Source organism: Catenulispora pinistramenti, from assembly GCF_018274385.1.
GTDB lineage: Bacteria > Actinomycetota > Actinomycetes > Streptomycetales > Catenulisporaceae > Catenulispora > Catenulispora pinistramenti.
In genome coordinates this window covers 1-16,518 of record NZ_JAAFYZ010000079.1, presented here as the reverse complement: position 1 = coordinate 16,518, position 16,518 = coordinate 1, and the positions used below count along the sequence as shown (strand labels likewise).

The window sequence follows — 16,518 nt, the reverse complement described above, 5'->3', positions numbered from 1 at the left end:
ACCCGCCGCCTACTTGGCCGCCGACCCAGCCGCCTTCTTAGCCGTCGTCTTCTTGGCCGTCGTCTTCTTGGCCGCCGTGGCCTTCGCCGTCTTCGTCCCCGAAGCCGCCGTCTTCTTCGCGGCGGTCTTCTTCGCCGGCGCCTTCTTGGCCGTCTTCTTCGCCGGCCCCTTGGCCCGCTTCTCGGCCAGCAGCTCGAAGGCCTTCTGCGGCGTGATCCCCTCGACGGTCTCGCTCTTGGGAATCGTCACGTTGGTCTCGCCGTCGGTCAGGTACTCGCCGTAGAAGCCCGACTTGATCACGATCTGCTTCCCCGACACCGGGTCCGGCCCCAGCTCGCGCAGCGGCGGCTTGGCCGCGCCCCGGCCCCGGGCCTTCGGCTGCTTGTAGATCTCCAGCGCCTCTTCGAGGGTGATCGTGAAGATCTCCTCCTCGGAGGTGATCGAGCGGGAGTCCGCACCCTTCTTCAGGTACGGCCCGTACCGCCCGTTCTGCACCGTGATCTCCTCGCCGGACTCCGGGTCGGCGCCGACGACGCGCGGGAGCGAGAGCAGCTGCAGCGCCTCCTCCAGCGTCACCGTGTCCAGGCCCATGTTCTTGAACAGGGAGCCGGTGCGGGCCTTGACCGCGTTCTTGCCGCGGGTCGGGGTGCCCTCGGGCAGGATCTCGGTGACGTACGGGCCGAAGCGTCCGGCCTTGGCCACGACCTCGAAGCCGGTCGACGGGTCCTTGCCCAGTTCGCGGTCGCCGCTGGGGAGCAGGAACAGCTCCTCGGCGAAGGCCTCGGTCAGCTCGTCCGGCGGCAGGTCGTCGGGGACCGAGGCACGCTGCTGGGTCCCGTCCTCCAGGTTGCGCTCGATGTACGGGCCGAAGCGGCCGACGCGCAGGATGATCCCGTCGTTGCCGACCGGGAACGAGTTCACCTCCCGGGCGTCGATGTTGCCCAGGTCGGTGACCAGGTCCTTCAGTCCGCCGAGGTGGTCGAACACCGCGCCGTTGTCGCCGCCCCGGGGACCGGCGGCCGCGGTCTCGGCCTCGGTCGGGCCGAAGTAGAAGCGCCGCAGCCACGGCACCCGCTGGGCCTCGCCGCGCGCGATCCGGTCCAGGTCGTCCTCCATGCGCGCGGTGAACTCGTAGTTCACCAGGTCGCCGAAGTGGTTCTCCAGCAGCCCGACCACCGCGAAAGCGATGTAGGACGGGACCAGCGCCGTGCCCTTCTTGAACACGTAGCCGCGGTCCAGGATCGTGCCGAGGATCGTCGAGTACGTCGAGGGCCGGCCGATCTCGCGCTCTTCCATGTCCTTGATCAGCGAGGCCTCGGTGAACCGGGCCGGCGGTTTGGTCGAGTGCCCGTCCGCGGTGACCTTGGTGGTGGTCAGCGCGTCGCCCTCGGCCACCGCGGGCAGCCGCTGCTCGGAGTCGTCCAGCGCGGCGTCCGGGTCGTCGGTGCCCTCCACGTAGGCCTTCAGGAAGCCGTGGAAGGAGATGATGCGGCCGCTGGCGCTGAACTCCACGTCCCGGCCGTCGGAGGCGGCGCCGCCGACCTTCACGGTCACCGTGTGCCCGGTGGCGTCCTTCATCTGGGAGGCGACGGTGCGCATCCAGATCAGCTCGTAGAGCCGGAACTCGTCGCCCTTCAGGCCGGTCTGCGCCGGCGTGCGGAAGGTGTCGCCGGAGGGCCGGATCGCCTCGTGCGCCTCCTGCGCGTTCTTCACCTTGGAGTCGTAGCGGCGCGGCACGTCCGGCAGGTAGTCGGCGCCGTACAGCTCGCGCACCTGGGTCCGCGCGGCGTTCAGCGCGGTGTCCGACAGCGTGATGCTGTCGGTACGCATATAGGTGATGTAGCCGTTCTCATACAGGCTCTGCGCGACCCGCATGGCGCGCTTGGAGTCCATGCCGAGCTTGCGGCTGGCCTCCTGCTGCATCGTGGTGGTCCGGAACGGCGCGTAGGGCGAGCGCCGGTACGGCTTGCGCTCCACGCCGCGGACGCTGAAGTCGGCGTCCCGCAGCGCGGCGGCCAGCGCCTTGGCGGTGACCTCGGTCAGGTGGGCGACGTTCTGGCTGTTCGGCTTGAGCCGGCCGTCCGGGCCGAAGTCCCGGCCGGAGGCGACCCGCTTGCCGTCGACGGACGCCAGCCGGGCGGCCATCGTGCGCGGGTCGTCCGGGCTGCCGGCCTTCAGCGTCTCGAAGACGCCGTTCAGGTCCCAGTACTCGGCGGCGGTGAACGCGATGCGCTCCCGCTCCCGATCCACGACCATGCGGGTGGCCACCGACTGCACCCGGCCCGCGGACAGCCCGGTGCGGACCTTCTTCCACAGCACCGGGGAGACCTCGTAGCCGTAGAGCCGGTCCAGGATGCGCCGGGTCTCCTGCGCGTCGACCAGCGGCATGTCGATGTCGCGGGTGTTGCGGGCGGCCTCCTGGATCGCCTCGCGGGTGATCTCGTGGAAGACCATGCGCTTGGCGGGGACCTTGGGCTTGAGCACTTCCTGCAGGTGCCAGGCGATCGCCTCGCCCTCGCGGTCCTCGTCGGTGGCGAGCAGGAGTTCGTCGGCTTCCTTGAGCAAGTCCTTGAGCTTGGCGACCTGCTTCCGCTTGTCGGCGTTGACCAGGTACAGCGGCTCGAAGTCGCCGTCCACGTCCACGCCGAGCCGACCCATCGAGGTGCCCTTGTACTTCTCGGGCACCTCGTCGGCCCCGGCCGGCAGGTCGCGGATGTGGCCCACTGAGGCCTCCACGGTGTAGCCCGGGCCGAGGTAGCCCTTGATCGTCTTCGCCTTGGCCGGCGACTCGACGATGACCAGCCGGCGAGTCGCCGCGCCCGAGTCCGCTGAACCCTTGCCTGCCACCGTTACCTCTGCTTCCCAGCTTCTAGCCCCAAGGGATACGCGCTTGGGCGTACCCCGCACACCGCGGTACGACACGTGGTTCGGAAACCGCGACACCAACGGAGAGTGACCGTACCTCAGCCGTACGTCTCCGCGCTGTCTACTGTGTCCTACTCGTTGTCTTGAATGGTCGGCGTACAACCGAACGTTAACCCGAACTGGCGTATAGGACGGAACCGGAAAACGCCAGAGACGGGACGGATGTGACGCGGGACAACCGGTGTTGAGGGGATAGACCCTGATGACAGCGCCGAGTGTGCGCTATGCGACGGGGAACAGATATCCGTCCTCGACCAGCCCCCGGATGGCCTCGACCGCTCCGGTCCGCAGGTTCTGGCCGTCGATTCCGTAGCGTTCGCCCACAGCGTCCAGAATTTCCCCCAGCGGGGTCTCACCGTCGGAGGCGCCCACCACGGCCGCCCCGACCGGGTCGATGTCCGCAGAGCGCAGGAAGCCCTCCTGCTGGCTCAGCCGCGAGGAGTCCGTGCCCCACCCGCTGCCGCCCTCGTACGTCGGCCGCGCCAGCTGTTCCCAGCGCACGTCCGGCGCCACGGCCAGCTTGCGGTGCATGAGCGCGTCGTCGTCGACGTCCCGCAGGAAGTCGTGCCGCGCGAACCAGCTGGGGATGTGCGGGCCGAGCGGCTGCTCCACCGGGTGCGAGATCTCCTCCAGCCGCAGCAGCGGGTGCTCGGCGCCGGCGTTGTGCAGGGTGATCCAGCCGAACCCGATGGCGTTGACCCGGTTCTGCTCGAAGTAGTCCAGCCAGGCGTCATAGCGGCGCAGGTAGTCCGGGGTCCCGTACTCGCCGGAGTCCCGCAGCCACAGCTCTACGTACTCAGCCGGGTCCTGCGCCTCCCGCTGCACCACCCACGCGTCACAGCCGGTCTCCCGCACCCACCCGGCCACCCGCTCGCGCCAGTCCACGCCGTCCACGTGCAGCCAGTTGGCCAGCACCTGGCACCAGCCGTTCTCGGCCAGGTGCCGGTGCGCATTACTGATCAACTGGCGGCACACCTCATCGGCCGGCAACCCCGAGTCGCGGTAGACGAAGCGGCCACCCTGCGCGGCATTGTCAGGTGAGATGACGAACGGCGGATTGGAGACGATCAGATCGAACTTCTCCCCCTGAACCGGCTCGAACAAGGAACCTTCCCGCAGATCGAACGGCCCAACGCCGGAGAGCTGCTGAGTCAGCCGCGCCAACTTGAGCGCCCGCGGATTCCGATCGGTACCCACCACCCGGTCGACGTGCGTCGCCAAATGCAGCGCCTGCACCCCGCCGCCGGTCCCGACGTCGAGCGCGGAGCCGAACTGGTCCCGGATGGTGAGCTGCGCCAGCGTGGTGGAGGCCCCACCGACCCCCAGCACGTGATCCTCCCGCACCGGGTGCCCCTGCCCCTGCGCATGAAGACCGCCGGACAGGTCGGAGACCAGGTACCAGTCATGCCCGTCATCGTCGCCATAAGGCCGGATGTCGATCGCGGCCCGCACCTGATCCCCGTCCACCTCGACAAGCTCAGCGGCCAACGACTCCGCCACCGGCAACGCCGCCTCCGCCGCCTTCCGATCCACCGGCTGCTGAAGCAGGAAGAGCCGCACCAGCGTCTCCACCGGCGAACCCCCGGTCGTCGCGCGCAACGCCGGAACGCTCTCGCTCCGGGCCAGCGCCGAGTAGGCGAGCGGGCCGAGCACTTCCAGGACGCCGTCCACGGTGTAGTCGGCCTTGATCAGGGCTTCGCGCAGCTTCTCCATGGGTCCATTGTCCCGGGAAACGCGAAGCGCCCCCGACCCGACGGCCGAGGGCGCGCGATCAGCGACCCGAACGGTTGTGACGCCGTATCCCGTCGACGCGGGCGACGAACTCCCTCGGGCGGAGGATCGGGGTTCCGTGCCACGGAGACATAGACGTGAGATCGACGTCGTCGGAGACGATCAGTATCGCTCCGACGTCGGCGGCGAGGGCGAGGATCTGGTTGTCCTCCCAGTCGGGGCAGTCGGTGACAGTCACCTCCGGCTCGATGACACCGGCACCACTGTCCTCGGCAATGCCGGCGAGCTCATTGAGATAGACCTCGACCATGTCCGCACTCCACTTGAGCTGCTGCGCGATGACCCTCCCCGTGTTGATGAGGATATGAGGCGACAGCCAGAGCCCGAACTCTTCGGCATCCACCGCGATGCCGAGGCAGTCGGCGAACGGGTTACTGGAAGTCGGAGGGGGCGAGGGCCATGTCCGGAACGGGTTGTTCCCCACAGCCACTGCACCGACCAGCACATTAACGTCATAAACGACGGAAACTGGCGCAGTCACTCGCGCCCCTTGAGCACTCGTCTACAGATGGTCGTGATGTCATCCACGGTGATCCCCGACTCGGCCGACCTCTGCGCGCCATACGCCTGAATCTTCCGCAGTTCCTCAGCGTGCTTGACCGACTTCATGATCTTTATCGTCTGGCGCAAGTAGGCCGAACGGTTCCCGTCGGCGAAGTACTCGGCCAACTCGTCGAGCGCCGCCAGATCCTTCTCCGACACCGCGAACCCAATGGTCTTCATGGCCATTGCGATCTCCTTGCACTCACTCAGCAGGTCTTGCTAACAAGTTGCAGTGTATCAGTAACGTCACAGAGCGCACAAAAGGGGCGCCCCCGACCCGAAGGCCGAGGGCGCCCCTTTAATAGGAGAGAACTCCCGGAAGACCGCTCAGATCGACTGCGCCGAAGCCTCCATCGACGTGTCCTCGTCCCCGCTCCGCGGCGCGCCGGGCGCGCCCGCCGGGCCCTCGACCGCCGCGGAGGGGCCGGAGCCCACCGCGGAGCTCGAGTCGGAGTTGGAGTCGGACACGGCGATCGACTTGCGCTTGCTGTTCCACACCGCCGCGACGATGATCAGCAGGGCCACGATCGCGATCAGGGCGCGGACCCCGGCATTGGCCGAGGTGCCGATCGACAGCTGCACCACGGCCGGCGCGATCAGGAGGCTGACCAGGTTCATCACCTTGATCAGCGGGTTGATCGCGGGGCCGGCGGTGTCCTTGAACGGGTCGCCGATGGTGTCGCCGACGATGGTCGCGGTGTGCGCCTCGGAGCCCTTGCCGCCGAAGTTGCCGTCCTCGACCAGCTTCTTGGCGTTGTCCCAGGCCCCGCCGGAGTTCGACAGGAAGACCGCCATCAGGACGCCGGCGCCGATCGTGCCGGCCAGGTAGGAGCCCAGCGCGCCGACGCCGAGGGTGAAGCCGACCGCGATCGGCGCCATCACCGCCAGCAGGCCCGGGGTGACCAGCTCGCGCAGCGAGTCGGTGGTGACGATGTCCACCACCCGGCCGTACTCGGGCCGGCCGGTGCCCTCCATGATCCCGGGGATCTCCCGGAACTGGCGGCGGACCTCGTACACGACCGCGCCGGCCGCCCGGGACACGGCGTTGATCGCCAGGGCCGAGAACAGGAACACCACGGCCGCGCCGATGATCAGACCGAACAGGTTGCGCGGGTCGCCGACGTTGAGGACGCCGTTGAACTGCAAGGACTGCTCCACGCTGCCCAGCTTGGGACTGTGGACCTTGCCGACGGTCTCGGTGATCTTCTGGGTGAACGACCCGAACAGCGCGGTCGCGGCCAGCACGGCGGTCGCGATCGCGATGCCCTTGGTGATCGCCTTGGTGGTGTTGCCGACCGCGTCCAGCGAGGTCAGCACCTTCGCGCCCTCCTCGCCGACGTCGCCGGACATCTCCGCGATGCCCTGCGCGTTGTCCGAGACCGGCCCGAAGGTGTCCATCGCCACGATGACGCCGACCGTGGTCAGCAGGCCGGTGCCGGCCATGGCCACCGCGAACAGCGACAGCGTCAGCGAGGCGCCGCCGAGCAGGTACGCCAGGAACACGCCGCCGCCGATCAGCAGCGCCGAGTAGACCGCGGACTCCAGGCCGATGCCGATGCCGGCCAGGACCACTGTCGCCGGCCCGGTCAGCGAGGTCTTGCCGATGTCCTGCACCGGACGCCGGGTGGTCTCGGTGAAGTACCCGGTCAGGACCTGGATGACGGCGGCCACGACGATGCCGATCACCACCGCTCCCAGCGCGATCAGGCGCGGGTCCTTGGTGGCGGCGTCGGCCAGCACACTGGGATCGACGTGGTCCAGCGAGGAGATCTTGCTGGGCAGATAGGTGAACGCCGCGATCGCCACCAGGACCACCGCCACGACGGCGCTGATGAAGAAGCCGCGGTTGATCGCCGCCATTGCGTTCTTGTCCCCGGTGCGCGGGGACACCGCGAAGATGCCGATCACCGCGGTGATCACGCCGAGCGCCGGCACCAGCAGCGGGAACACCAGGCCCTGGGTGCCGAAGGCGAGCTTGCCCAGGATCAGCGCCGCGACCAGCATCACCGCGTAGGACTCGAACAGGTCCGCGGCCATGCCCGCGCAGTCGCCGACGTTGTCGCCGACGTTGTCCGCGATGGTCGCGGCGTTGCGCGGGTCGTCCTCGGGGATGTTCTGCTCGATCTTGCCGACCAGGTCCGCGCCGACGTCGGCGGCCTTGGTGAAGATGCCGCCGCCGACGCGCATGAACATGGCCAGCATGGCCGCGCCGAAGCCGAAGCCCTCCAGCACGTTCGGGGCGTTGCCCTTGTAGATGAGCACCACCAGGGCGGCACCGAACAGGCCCAGGCCGACGGTGAACATGCCGACCACGCCGCCGGTGCGGAACGCGATCCGCATCGCCCGCGGCGAGCCGGACTCGTTCGCCGCCGCGGCCACCCGCACGTTCGCGCGCACCGCCAGCCACATGCCGACATACCCGGTGGTCGCCGAGAAGGCGGCTCCGACCAGGAAGAAGACCGAGCGGCCGATGCGCTGCGACCAGTCGTCGGCGGGCAGCGCCAGCAGCAGGAAGAAGGCCACGGCCGCGAAGATCGCCAGCGTACGGAACTGCCGCGCGAGGTACGCGGACGCGCCTTCTTGCACCGCTGCCGCGATGCGTTTCATGTTCTCTGTGCCCTCACTGGCCGCCAGCACCTCTTTAGCAAGGATGCCGGCGACGCCGAGCGCACCTAGGGCGATCACGGCCACCACGAAGATCCAGGCGAGGTTGCCCCCGGCCAAAGGGATCACCGTCGAGCCGCTGTCCGCGATTAGCGGCATACGTCCTCCACTGTGACGATCCGTATTCCGACGCTGTAACTCCGACGCTGTAACTCAGATCACAGCCAATGGCAGGGGAGTCTACGCGCGAAAGGACGAGGTCGGTCAACAGATCGTTTCGCCGACCTCACGGATCGCTATGTGATGAAGGACACTTTTCACTCGGTTTGGTGAATGCAAGTGGCTCTTGATGAGGGCTGATACCCGAAAATCGGCGGGACGCCCATGGGTGGTGACGCCCCGCCGCGAGAGGCTGGAACGGGGCTACTCGGACACTGCGATCCGGCCCCTTCCAACAAGTGTTCAGAAATCCTTGACGGGCCATCCCATACGCACCGAGCCGCCGTCCGGGCCGGAGGTGATGTCGAGATCGTCGACCAGTCCGGTCAGGACCGCCAACCCCATCTCGGCGTCGTCGAGGTCTTCGTCCTCGTCCTCGGCGACCTCGGCCGCGGGCCCGCTCTCGGCGACGGCCTCGCCCTCGGCACCCTCGGCCACGCCGGCGCCGGCCCCGGCGCGCGGGGCGGGCACGGCGCCGGAGACCTTGTCGGCCACCGTCACCACGAACCGGTCGGCGACCAGGCCGGAGCCGGATTCGTCGATCGCGTCCAGCACCACCACCACCGGCTCGCCGGGGCAGTGCCGCTGGTGCAGGCCGACAGCCCGGGAACAGGCCTCGCCGACGGCGAGGCGCACCTCGTCCAGCAGACCGGCCTCCACCCCGACCCGGCGGGCGTGGGCGACCGCGACCAGGCGCGCGGTCCTGACGTGCTCGGGCTGCGGAGTGAACCGCAGCAGAACGGCCGTGGCGCTCTCCGTCTTGGCCACCGTGCCGACGGCCGACGATTGCGCATCCATGTTGGCAGACCCCTTAGGAACAAGTGCGGGATGGGACGACCGGCCGGCGGACCCGCCGGCGCGGCGCGGCGGGACCACGCGGCGCTGTGCCGGACGCGGGCCCGCCGCCGGACCGCTAGTCGACGGCGGTGACGGCCTGCTCCACGCTGTCGCTGATCGGGAACACCTTGGTCAGCCCGGTGATCCGGAAGATCTTCAGGATCCGCTCCTGGGTGCAGACCAGGCGCAGCGAACCGTCGTGCGCCCGGACCCGCTTGAGCCCGCCGACCAGGACGCCCAGCCCGGTGGAGTCCAGGAAGTCCACGTCCTCCATGTCCACGATCAGGTGGTACTTCCCGGCACCGACCAGCTCGACCAGCTGTTCCCGGAGCTTGGGGGCGGTGTACACGTCGATCTCCCCGCCGACCTTGACGATCGTCCGGCCGTTCTCGTCTCGCGTCTCCAGCTTCAGGTCCACTGTCGGCCTCCAAAATCGGTGCCTTCCCGCCGCGGCGGGGGTGAGAAAAGGTGTGTCCTCGGCAACACAAAGTACAGCTTCACCCGGGTCAGGGCTTGAGCACAGTCAATCACCTCGGGGTGACACTCGGCCACGATTCGCGTCAAGTGCCCTCTAATGGTGCGTCAGGCCGGGCCCGATCCGGGGGAGGCGGGGGCGCCGCGCCGCCGGAGTCCATGTCGTGGTCCATGTCGTGTCGGATGGTGGTTCGGATCCCGTCTGGTGAAGTCGGGCATACAAGGGGCCGGGCTACCGGATACTGGACTGCGATGTCGCCGACTCCTCCTTACCAGCAAAACCCCGGCACGGGTGGTGTGTCCACACCAGAGCCCGCGCCGGATGGCGCCATCCCGGAATCCGGCACGATCGCCGGTCCTCGTCCTCACCATGAAACGCTGGAGAGACTGATCTCGGTTCCCGCGTCTCGCGCGGAACGTGTGACGCATGTGCGCGTGGTGCCGGCCCAGGACGCCGAGCACGCCGAGTGGCCGGAGTGGGTCGACGAAGCCGTGGTGCACGGGTTCCGCGAACGCGGCGGGGTACCCCGGCCGTGGCGGCACCAGGTCGAGGCGGCCGAGGCGGCGCGCGAGGGCCGCCATGTGACCCTCGCCACGGGCACCGCCTCCGGCAAGTCGATGGGCTTCCAACTCCCGGCCCTGACCGCGATCCGCGAGAACGCGGGCACCACGCTGTACCTGGCGCCCACCAAGGCCCTGGCCGCGGACCAACTCAGGCGTCTCACTCGTTTGGACGTACCGGGCGTCCGGGCCGGCCTGCTGGACGGCGACACGGACGGCGAGGCCCGCGACTGGGTCCGTCAGCATGCGAACTACGTCCTGAGCAACCCGGACATGTTGCACTACTCGCTCCTCCCAGGACACGCCCGCTGGGCGCTGTTCCTCCGGAAGCTGCGTTATGTCGTCATCGATGAGTGCCACACCTATAAAGGTGTCTTCGGGTCACATGTGGCGGCCGTTCTGCGCCGGTTGCGGCGCATCTGCGCCCGCTACGGCTCCAGTCCGACCTTCATACTGGCGTCAGCCACCACCGCCGACCCGGCCATCTCGGCGTCCCGACTCACCGGGCTAGACGTGTCCGCGGTTACAGACGACTCCTCCCCGCGCGGCCCTTTAGTGTTCGCCCTCTGGGAACCTCCTCTAACGACCTTCATCGGGGAGCGGGGAGCGCCGGTCCGGCGCTCTGCCACCGCCGAAGCCGCGGACTTGCTGACCGACTTGGTCCTGGACGACGTCCGCACAGTCGTCTTCACCCGGTCCCGGCGCGGCGCCGAACAGGTGTCCATGCAAACGCGGGACTACCTGGAGGAACGCCATAGGGGATACGGGAAGCGGATCGCGGCTTACCGCGGCGGCTACCTGAAGACCGAACGCCGCGCCCTGGAAGCCGCGCTGCACATGGACCCGACCCTGGACGGCGCGCTCGTCGGACTGGCCGCCACGACGGCCCTGGAGCTCGGCGTGGACGTGGCAGGGCTCGATGCTGTCTTGATGGCCGGGTTCCCCGGTACGCGGGCCTCTCTGTGGCAACAGGCGGGGCGCGCCGGGCGGGCCGGGCAGGGTGCACTGGCGGTCCTCATCGCCCGCGACGACCCGCTGGACACCTACCTGGTGCACCACTCGGAGTCGATCTTCGACCGCCCGGTCGAGGCCGCGGTCCTGGACCCGGACAACCCCTACGTACTAGCGCCGCATCTATGCGCGGCCGCTGCAGAACTCCCTATTACGGATTCCGACCTGTCGTTGTTCGGCCCCACCGCCGAAGCCCTCCTGACGGACCTCACCCGCCGCGAATACCTCCGGCGCCGCCCCACCGGCTGGTACTGGACCCGCCGCGAGCGCCCCTCCGCGCTGACCGACCTGCGCGGCACAGGCGGGCCCTCGGTACGGATCGTGGAAGACAAGACCGGGCGACTGCTGGGAACCGTGGACGAGGGCGCGTCCCACTCCACAGTCCACGACGGCGCCGTGTACCTGCACCAGGGCCACACCTACCTCGTGGACAAGCTGAACCTGGAGCAGAACATAGCGCTGGTCCACCGCGCCAACCCGGACTACACGACCATGGCCCGGGACGTGGTCCAGGTGACCATCCTGGAGACCGAGCAGACCCAGGACTGGGGCGACGCCTCCCTGCACTTCGGCTCGGTCGAGGTGAGCACTCAGGTGGTCTCCTACCTGAAGCGCAAGGCCGGCACCGGCCAGATCATCGAGACCAAACCCCTCGACCTCCCCGAACGCATCCTCCGCACCCGCGCCGTCTGGTGGACCGTCGACCCCGGGGCCCTGCGCGACGCCGAACTCGACACGGCGATGAGCGCCGGCGCCGCCCACGCCGCCGAACACGCCTCCATCGGCCTGCTCCCCCTGTTCACCCCCTGCGACCGCTGGGACATCGGCGGCGTCTCGATGCCGATGCACCCCGACACCGAACGCCTCACCGTGTTCGTCTACGACGGCCACCCCGGCGGCGCCGGCTTCGCCGAGCGCGCGTACGGCTCGGCGGCCGCGTGGCTGACCGCGACCCGGGACGTGATCGCGGCGTGCGAGTGCCTGGAGGGATGCCCTTCGTGCGTGCAGTCGCCGAAGTGCGGGAACGGGAACAATCCGCTGGATAAGGCGGGGGCGGGGCGGCTGCTGAACCTGGTCCTGGAACAAGCCGCCTCAAGCACTTAGATCCGCCGCGGCATGCGCGGATTCTGCTGCGCGGCTACGCATCAAATCTGATGTGCTCTATGCTGTCGGATATGGCGACGAAAGAGACGTACAAGCGGATCACGGTCACGTTCCCGATCGACCTCGCCTCGCGGATAGAGCGCAATGCCGGCGGCAATGTCACCGCCTATCTCAACCGCGCCGCCGAAGCCCAGGTGCGCCGCGACGAGATCACCGAGGCGATCGCGACGCTGTCCGAGTACGACGTCCTGATGCCCGATGGCCTCGGGGATGCCACGTGAGGCGGGCCGAGGTCTGGGATACCGCCGGCGACGGGCCACGCGTCCTGGTGGTGTCCATCAACGAGGTCTCCGCCTTAGGCGCCGCGGTCGCCGTCGTCCTGCACCCGGCCGGGCAGTACCCGGACACCGTGCTGTCGGTCGAGCTCAAGCAGCCGGTCCCGGCCAGCGCGTTCGCCCTCAACCTGGCCCAGATGCGCGCCTCCCGTTTCGACCCGGCCGCCGGCGCCCGACGGCTCGGCTCCGTCGACGAAGCCGACATGGCCAAGGTCGACGAGGCCTTGCGTGCGGTCTTCGGCCTGTAGCCGAGATCGATCTCACGGACGTCTGAGCACCGCCCCCGCCGCCACCCGGTAGCGTTGTCGGAATGGCACCCCAAGCTGTCAACCTGGTCAACCTAGAGAACGTCTCCAAGGCCTACACCGCCCGCACCCTCCTCGACGAGGTCTCCCTCGGCCTGTCCGAGGGCGACCGGATCGGCGTGGTCGGCCGGAACGGCGGCGGCAAGTCGACCTTGCTGCGGGTGCTGGCGAAACTGGACGAACCGGACTCCGGGCGCGTCACCCATACCGGCGGGCTGCGGATCGCCTTCGTCGGGCAGCACGACACCCTGGACCCGAGCGCGACCATCCGGCACGAGTTGGTCGCCGACCGGCCCGACCACGACTGGCTGGCCGACGCCCGGGTGCGCGACGTCATCACCGGCCTGTTCGGCGGTACCGACTTCCCCAACTTCCCCGATGGCATGGACACCCGGATCGGCCCGCTGTCCGGTGGCGAGCGGCGGCGGGTGGCGCTGGCCAAGGCGCTGATCAACGAGCACGACCTGCTGCTGCTCGACGAGCCCACCAACCACCTGGACGTCGAGGGCATCGCCTGGCTGGCCCGGCATCTGGCCACCGCCAAGCCCGCGCTGCTCACCGTCACCCACGACCGCTGGTTCCTGGACGCCGTCACCACCCGGACCTGGGAGGTCGTCAACGGCCAGGTCCTGGACTACGACGGCGGCTACTCGGCCTACGTCCTGGCCCGCGCCGAGCGGCAGCGGCAGGCCGACGCCGAGTGGGACCGCAAACAGAACCTGCTGCGCAAGGAACTGGCCTGGCTGCGGCGCGGGGCCCCGGCCCGGACCAGCAAGCCGAAGTTCCGGATCGAGGCGGCGAACGAGCTGATCGCCGCCGAGCCGCCGGCCCGGGACAGCACGGAGCTGCAGAAGTTCGCGACCAGCCGGCTCGGCCGGACCGTCTATGAGTTGGAGGACGTGTCCTACGCCGTCGGCGAGGGTGCCGAGCAGAAGCAGTTGCTCCAGCACGTGACCTGGCAGCTCGGCCCCGGCGAGCGGCTGGGCCTGATCGGCGTCAACGGCTCCGGCAAGTCCTCGCTGGTCCGGCTGCTGCTCGGCGAGGCGCAGCCGGATTCGGGACGGGTCGTCACCGGCGTCACCGTCAAGCCCGCGCACCTGTCGCAGGAGGTGGCCGAGATCGACCCGACCTGGCGGGTGCTGGAGGCGGTCGAGAAGGTCCACTCCTCGGTCGAGATCGGCAGGGGCAAGACCCTGACCGCCGGGCAGCTGCTGGAGCGGTTCGGCTTCGCCGGCGAGAAGCAGTGGACCCGGGTCGGCGACCTGTCCGGCGGCGAGCGGCGCCGGCTCCAGCTGCTCAGGCTGCTGATGGACGCCCCGAACGTGCTGCTGCTGGACGAGCCCACCAACGACCTGGACATCGACACCCTCACCGCTTTTGAGGACATCCTGGACGGCTGGCCGGGCAGCCTGCTGGTGGTCAGCCACGACCGCTACTTCCTGGAGCGCACCACCGACCGGGTCGCCGCGCTGTACGGCGACGGCCGAGTCCGGCTGCTCCCGGGCGGAGTCGATGAGTACCTGACGTACCGCGAGCAGCGCGCCGCGGAGGTTTCCAACTCCCGCACAACCAAAGCCCCCGCCCAGCCGTCAAACCAGACGAGCAGTGGTGCGGGCTCGCGCGAAGACCGGGCCGTGAAGAAGGAACTGGCCCGCATCGAGCGGCGCCTGGACAAGATCGCGGAGCTGGAGGCCGGTCTGCATGACGAACTGTCGCGGATTGGGGGAGACTATCTCGCGGCGGCCGATGCGGACGCTAAGCTACGCGAGTTGCATGAGGAACGTCTCCGTCTAGAGGATGAGTGGTTCTCACTCTCCGCCTAGACGGGAACTGACTTCGAGCCGGACCGGGCGACCGGTCGGGTGGGTCGTGGGGGCCCGCCGGTGTGACGTCGATGCTGGCCGCGGGTTCCGCCCGGCGGCCGGGGCAAGGGGGAGACGCGTGGCCTGCTACGCGGACGGACGGCCCGAGGGGGCCGAGTGTCCGATTCGCCTTCGCCGCGCGCCGGACCGGGACCGGAACCAGGGTGGGGGACGATCGTGAGCACGACCACGGACACCGCCAGCCGGGGCCCGGCCGACCGGGACACCGGATCGAAGGACCCGTACATCCGCGGCACCGACGAGACCGTCCTGCTGGACCTGCGCGAGCTGCGGGCCCAGGAAGCGGCCGAGCACGAGACCCGGCAGGCCGCTGCCGGCCCGGGGGCGGAGCTGGAGCGTTACCACGGCTCGCACCGCCGGGACGCCGTCCTGTACGCCGACGGCGGCACCGCGATCCCGCTGGACCGGGTCCGCGAGGTCTGCCACGACCTGCGCCAGCCGGTCGCCGCGATCCTGATGCTGGCCTCCGCCGCCGAGCTGCGGCCGGACGTGCCCGAGCGGGTCCGGGAAGTGCTCCAGGAGATCATGACCCAGACCGAGGACATATCCTCGACGGTCCGCCAGTTCCTGGACGACGCCAAGCAGGGCGTGGACGGCCTGGGCGAACCGGTCCCGTGCAACGTGGCCAGCCTGGCCGCGGAGTCCGTGGAGCGCTGGCGGGCCACCTTCGACGGCGACCTGGCCCTGGCCGCGGCCGAGGACCCGCTGCACGTGACGGTGGACCCGGTGCTGTTCAAGAGGGCGCTGGGCAACGTGCTGTCCAACGGCACCCGCGCCGCCGGCGACGCCGGCCGCGTCCAGGTGACCGTCCGCCGCTTCGAGACCGCCGAGGGCGAACGCGCCGTGATCGAGGTCGACGACAGCGGCCCCGGCTTCGGCAACATCCCGGCCGGCCACGGCCTGGGCCTGGCGGTGGTCCGCCGCACCATAGAGGCGGCCGGCGGCGCGGTCGAGTTCGCCGAGGGCCCCCTGGGCGGCGCCCTGGTCCGCCTGGTCCTCCCGGTCACCCCGATCCGCCCGCTGAGCGCCGACGACGAACTGACGAAGACCTTCCACGGCGAGATCACCCTGTCGGAGCTCGCCGCACAGCTGGCGATGGGGAACCTGCACAAGGCGCTGGCGGACTTCGATGACGAGGACGACGAGGACGACGAGTACGAAGACGAGGACGAGGACGGCTTCGACTTCGCGGAGGTCGTGGATGTCGCGGAGGTCGTGGATGTCGTGGATGTCGTGGATGTCGTGGACGAGGGTCTCGACGCGAACTCCGCGCCCGCCTACGAGGACACCACCGCGGCGGCACCGGTAGCCAGCGGCCACGCGCTCACCACGCGGTTCAGCGCCTGGCCGGAACCGATGGCCATCTCCGGGACGCCAGAGCAGCTGGCGATCGGCGGGGCACCGGAACAGGGGAACCCGTTCGGGAACGAGAACCGGAGCTACTTCGGGCTGCCGACCCAGCCGACGGCCGCGGACCGGGAGATCGCACCGGCGGCGAGTGGCGACCGCGGATTCTTCGGGCTGCCGCTGAAGAACGAGGTCGCAGCGCCGGTTCCTGCGGCCGCTCCCGCGCAGATCGCGGCACCGGCACCGGCACCGGCATCGGCACCGACACCGGCACCGACACCGACACCGACACCGACACCGACACCGACACCGGGCGAGGCTGACATCTCCGCGCACCCGGTTCCCGCCGGGCTGTTCTCGCCGCGCCGGACTGGTTCGCTGGCGCAGGGGGAGATCGCCGCTGCCACGACGGCCGCCGTCGCCCAGCCGCCAGCACCGCACCGCAGCGCCGCACCCACTCCCGCGCCTGCGGTCGCCGCTCCGGCCGTGCCTCAGCCCCGGGATGCGCAGATCTTCGCCGCGCCCGCGCCGGCGCTCGCCGCCCAAGCCTCCACCGTGCCTCAGCCTCAGTCCCCCGCC

General features: G+C 69.6%; 12 protein-coding genes. 5 read left to right on the top strand and 7 right to left on the bottom strand.

Translation table 11 applies throughout. The annotated features are described in order from the left end of the window. Positions 1-9: 9 nt before the first annotated feature. The 7 genes from topA to KGQ19_RS22690 form a co-directional block, all read right to left on the bottom strand. Entirely contained in the window at positions 10-2,847 is a 2,838-nt protein-coding gene (gene topA, locus KGQ19_RS22720; protein ID WP_212011239.1) for a type I DNA topoisomerase, read from the bottom strand. Between the two features lie 300 nt (positions 2,848-3,147). Further along, on the bottom strand, positions 3,148-4,638 hold the full coding sequence (locus tag KGQ19_RS22715; RefSeq protein ID WP_212011238.1) for a DUF7059 domain-containing protein: 1,491 nt from the start codon (positions 4,636-4,638) through the stop codon (positions 3,148-3,150). A gap of 58 nt (positions 4,639-4,696) precedes the next feature. Continuing rightward, the gene (locus KGQ19_RS22710) at positions 4,697-5,161 is read right to left on the bottom strand and encodes a PIN domain-containing protein (protein WP_212011237.1); all 465 of its coding nucleotides are present in this window, start codon (positions 5,159-5,161) and stop codon (positions 4,697-4,699) included. 32 nt (positions 5,162-5,193) lie between these two features. Then, positions 5,194-5,445 (bottom strand): hypothetical protein, encoded by a 252-nt coding sequence (locus KGQ19_RS22705; RefSeq protein ID WP_212011236.1) that lies wholly within the window; start codon positions 5,443-5,445, stop codon positions 5,194-5,196. A gap of 141 nt (positions 5,446-5,586) precedes the next feature. Beyond that, complete coding sequence (locus tag KGQ19_RS22700) at positions 5,587-8,022, bottom strand: sodium-translocating pyrophosphatase (protein ID WP_212011235.1); 2,436 nt, start codon at positions 8,020-8,022, stop codon at positions 5,587-5,589. A gap of 303 nt (positions 8,023-8,325) precedes the next feature. Beyond that, positions 8,326-8,880, bottom strand: a complete 555-nt coding sequence (locus tag KGQ19_RS22695) for an ATP-binding protein (protein ID WP_212011234.1) — start codon at positions 8,878-8,880, stop codon at positions 8,326-8,328. A gap of 115 nt (positions 8,881-8,995) precedes the next feature. Further along, positions 8,996-9,337: an anti-sigma factor antagonist gene (locus KGQ19_RS22690; protein ID WP_015796998.1), complete on the bottom strand. Its 342-nt coding sequence runs from the start codon at positions 9,335-9,337 to the stop codon at positions 8,996-8,998. A 308-nt stretch (positions 9,338-9,645) separates the two neighbouring features. Here KGQ19_RS22690 and KGQ19_RS22685 point away from each other — a divergent pair, with 308 nt between their 5' ends. The 5 genes from KGQ19_RS22685 to KGQ19_RS22665 form a co-directional block, all read left to right on the top strand. After that, positions 9,646-12,069 carry a DEAD/DEAH box helicase gene (locus tag KGQ19_RS22685; RefSeq protein ID WP_212011233.1) on the top strand — a complete coding sequence of 808 codons (2,424 nt, stop codon included), beginning with the start codon at positions 9,646-9,648 and terminating at the stop codon, positions 12,067-12,069. A gap of 71 nt (positions 12,070-12,140) precedes the next feature. After that, entirely contained in the window at positions 12,141-12,350 is a 210-nt protein-coding gene (locus KGQ19_RS22680; RefSeq protein ID WP_212011232.1) for a hypothetical protein, read from the top strand. Beyond that, on the top strand, positions 12,347-12,652 hold the full coding sequence (locus KGQ19_RS22675; protein ID WP_212011231.1) for a putative type II toxin-antitoxin system PemK/MazF family toxin: 306 nt from the start codon (positions 12,347-12,349) through the stop codon (positions 12,650-12,652). The genes KGQ19_RS22680 and KGQ19_RS22675 overlap by 4 nt, the downstream gene beginning before the upstream one ends. A 62-nt stretch (positions 12,653-12,714) precedes the next feature. Further along, the gene (locus KGQ19_RS22670; RefSeq protein ID WP_212011230.1) at positions 12,715-14,532 is read left to right on the top strand and encodes an ABC-F family ATP-binding cassette domain-containing protein; all 1,818 of its coding nucleotides are present in this window, start codon (positions 12,715-12,717) and stop codon (positions 14,530-14,532) included. A 216-nt stretch (positions 14,533-14,748) separates the two neighbouring features. After that, the coding region (locus tag KGQ19_RS22665) for a sensor histidine kinase (protein WP_212011229.1) at positions 14,749-16,518 on the top strand (1,770 nt) is incomplete at its 3' end.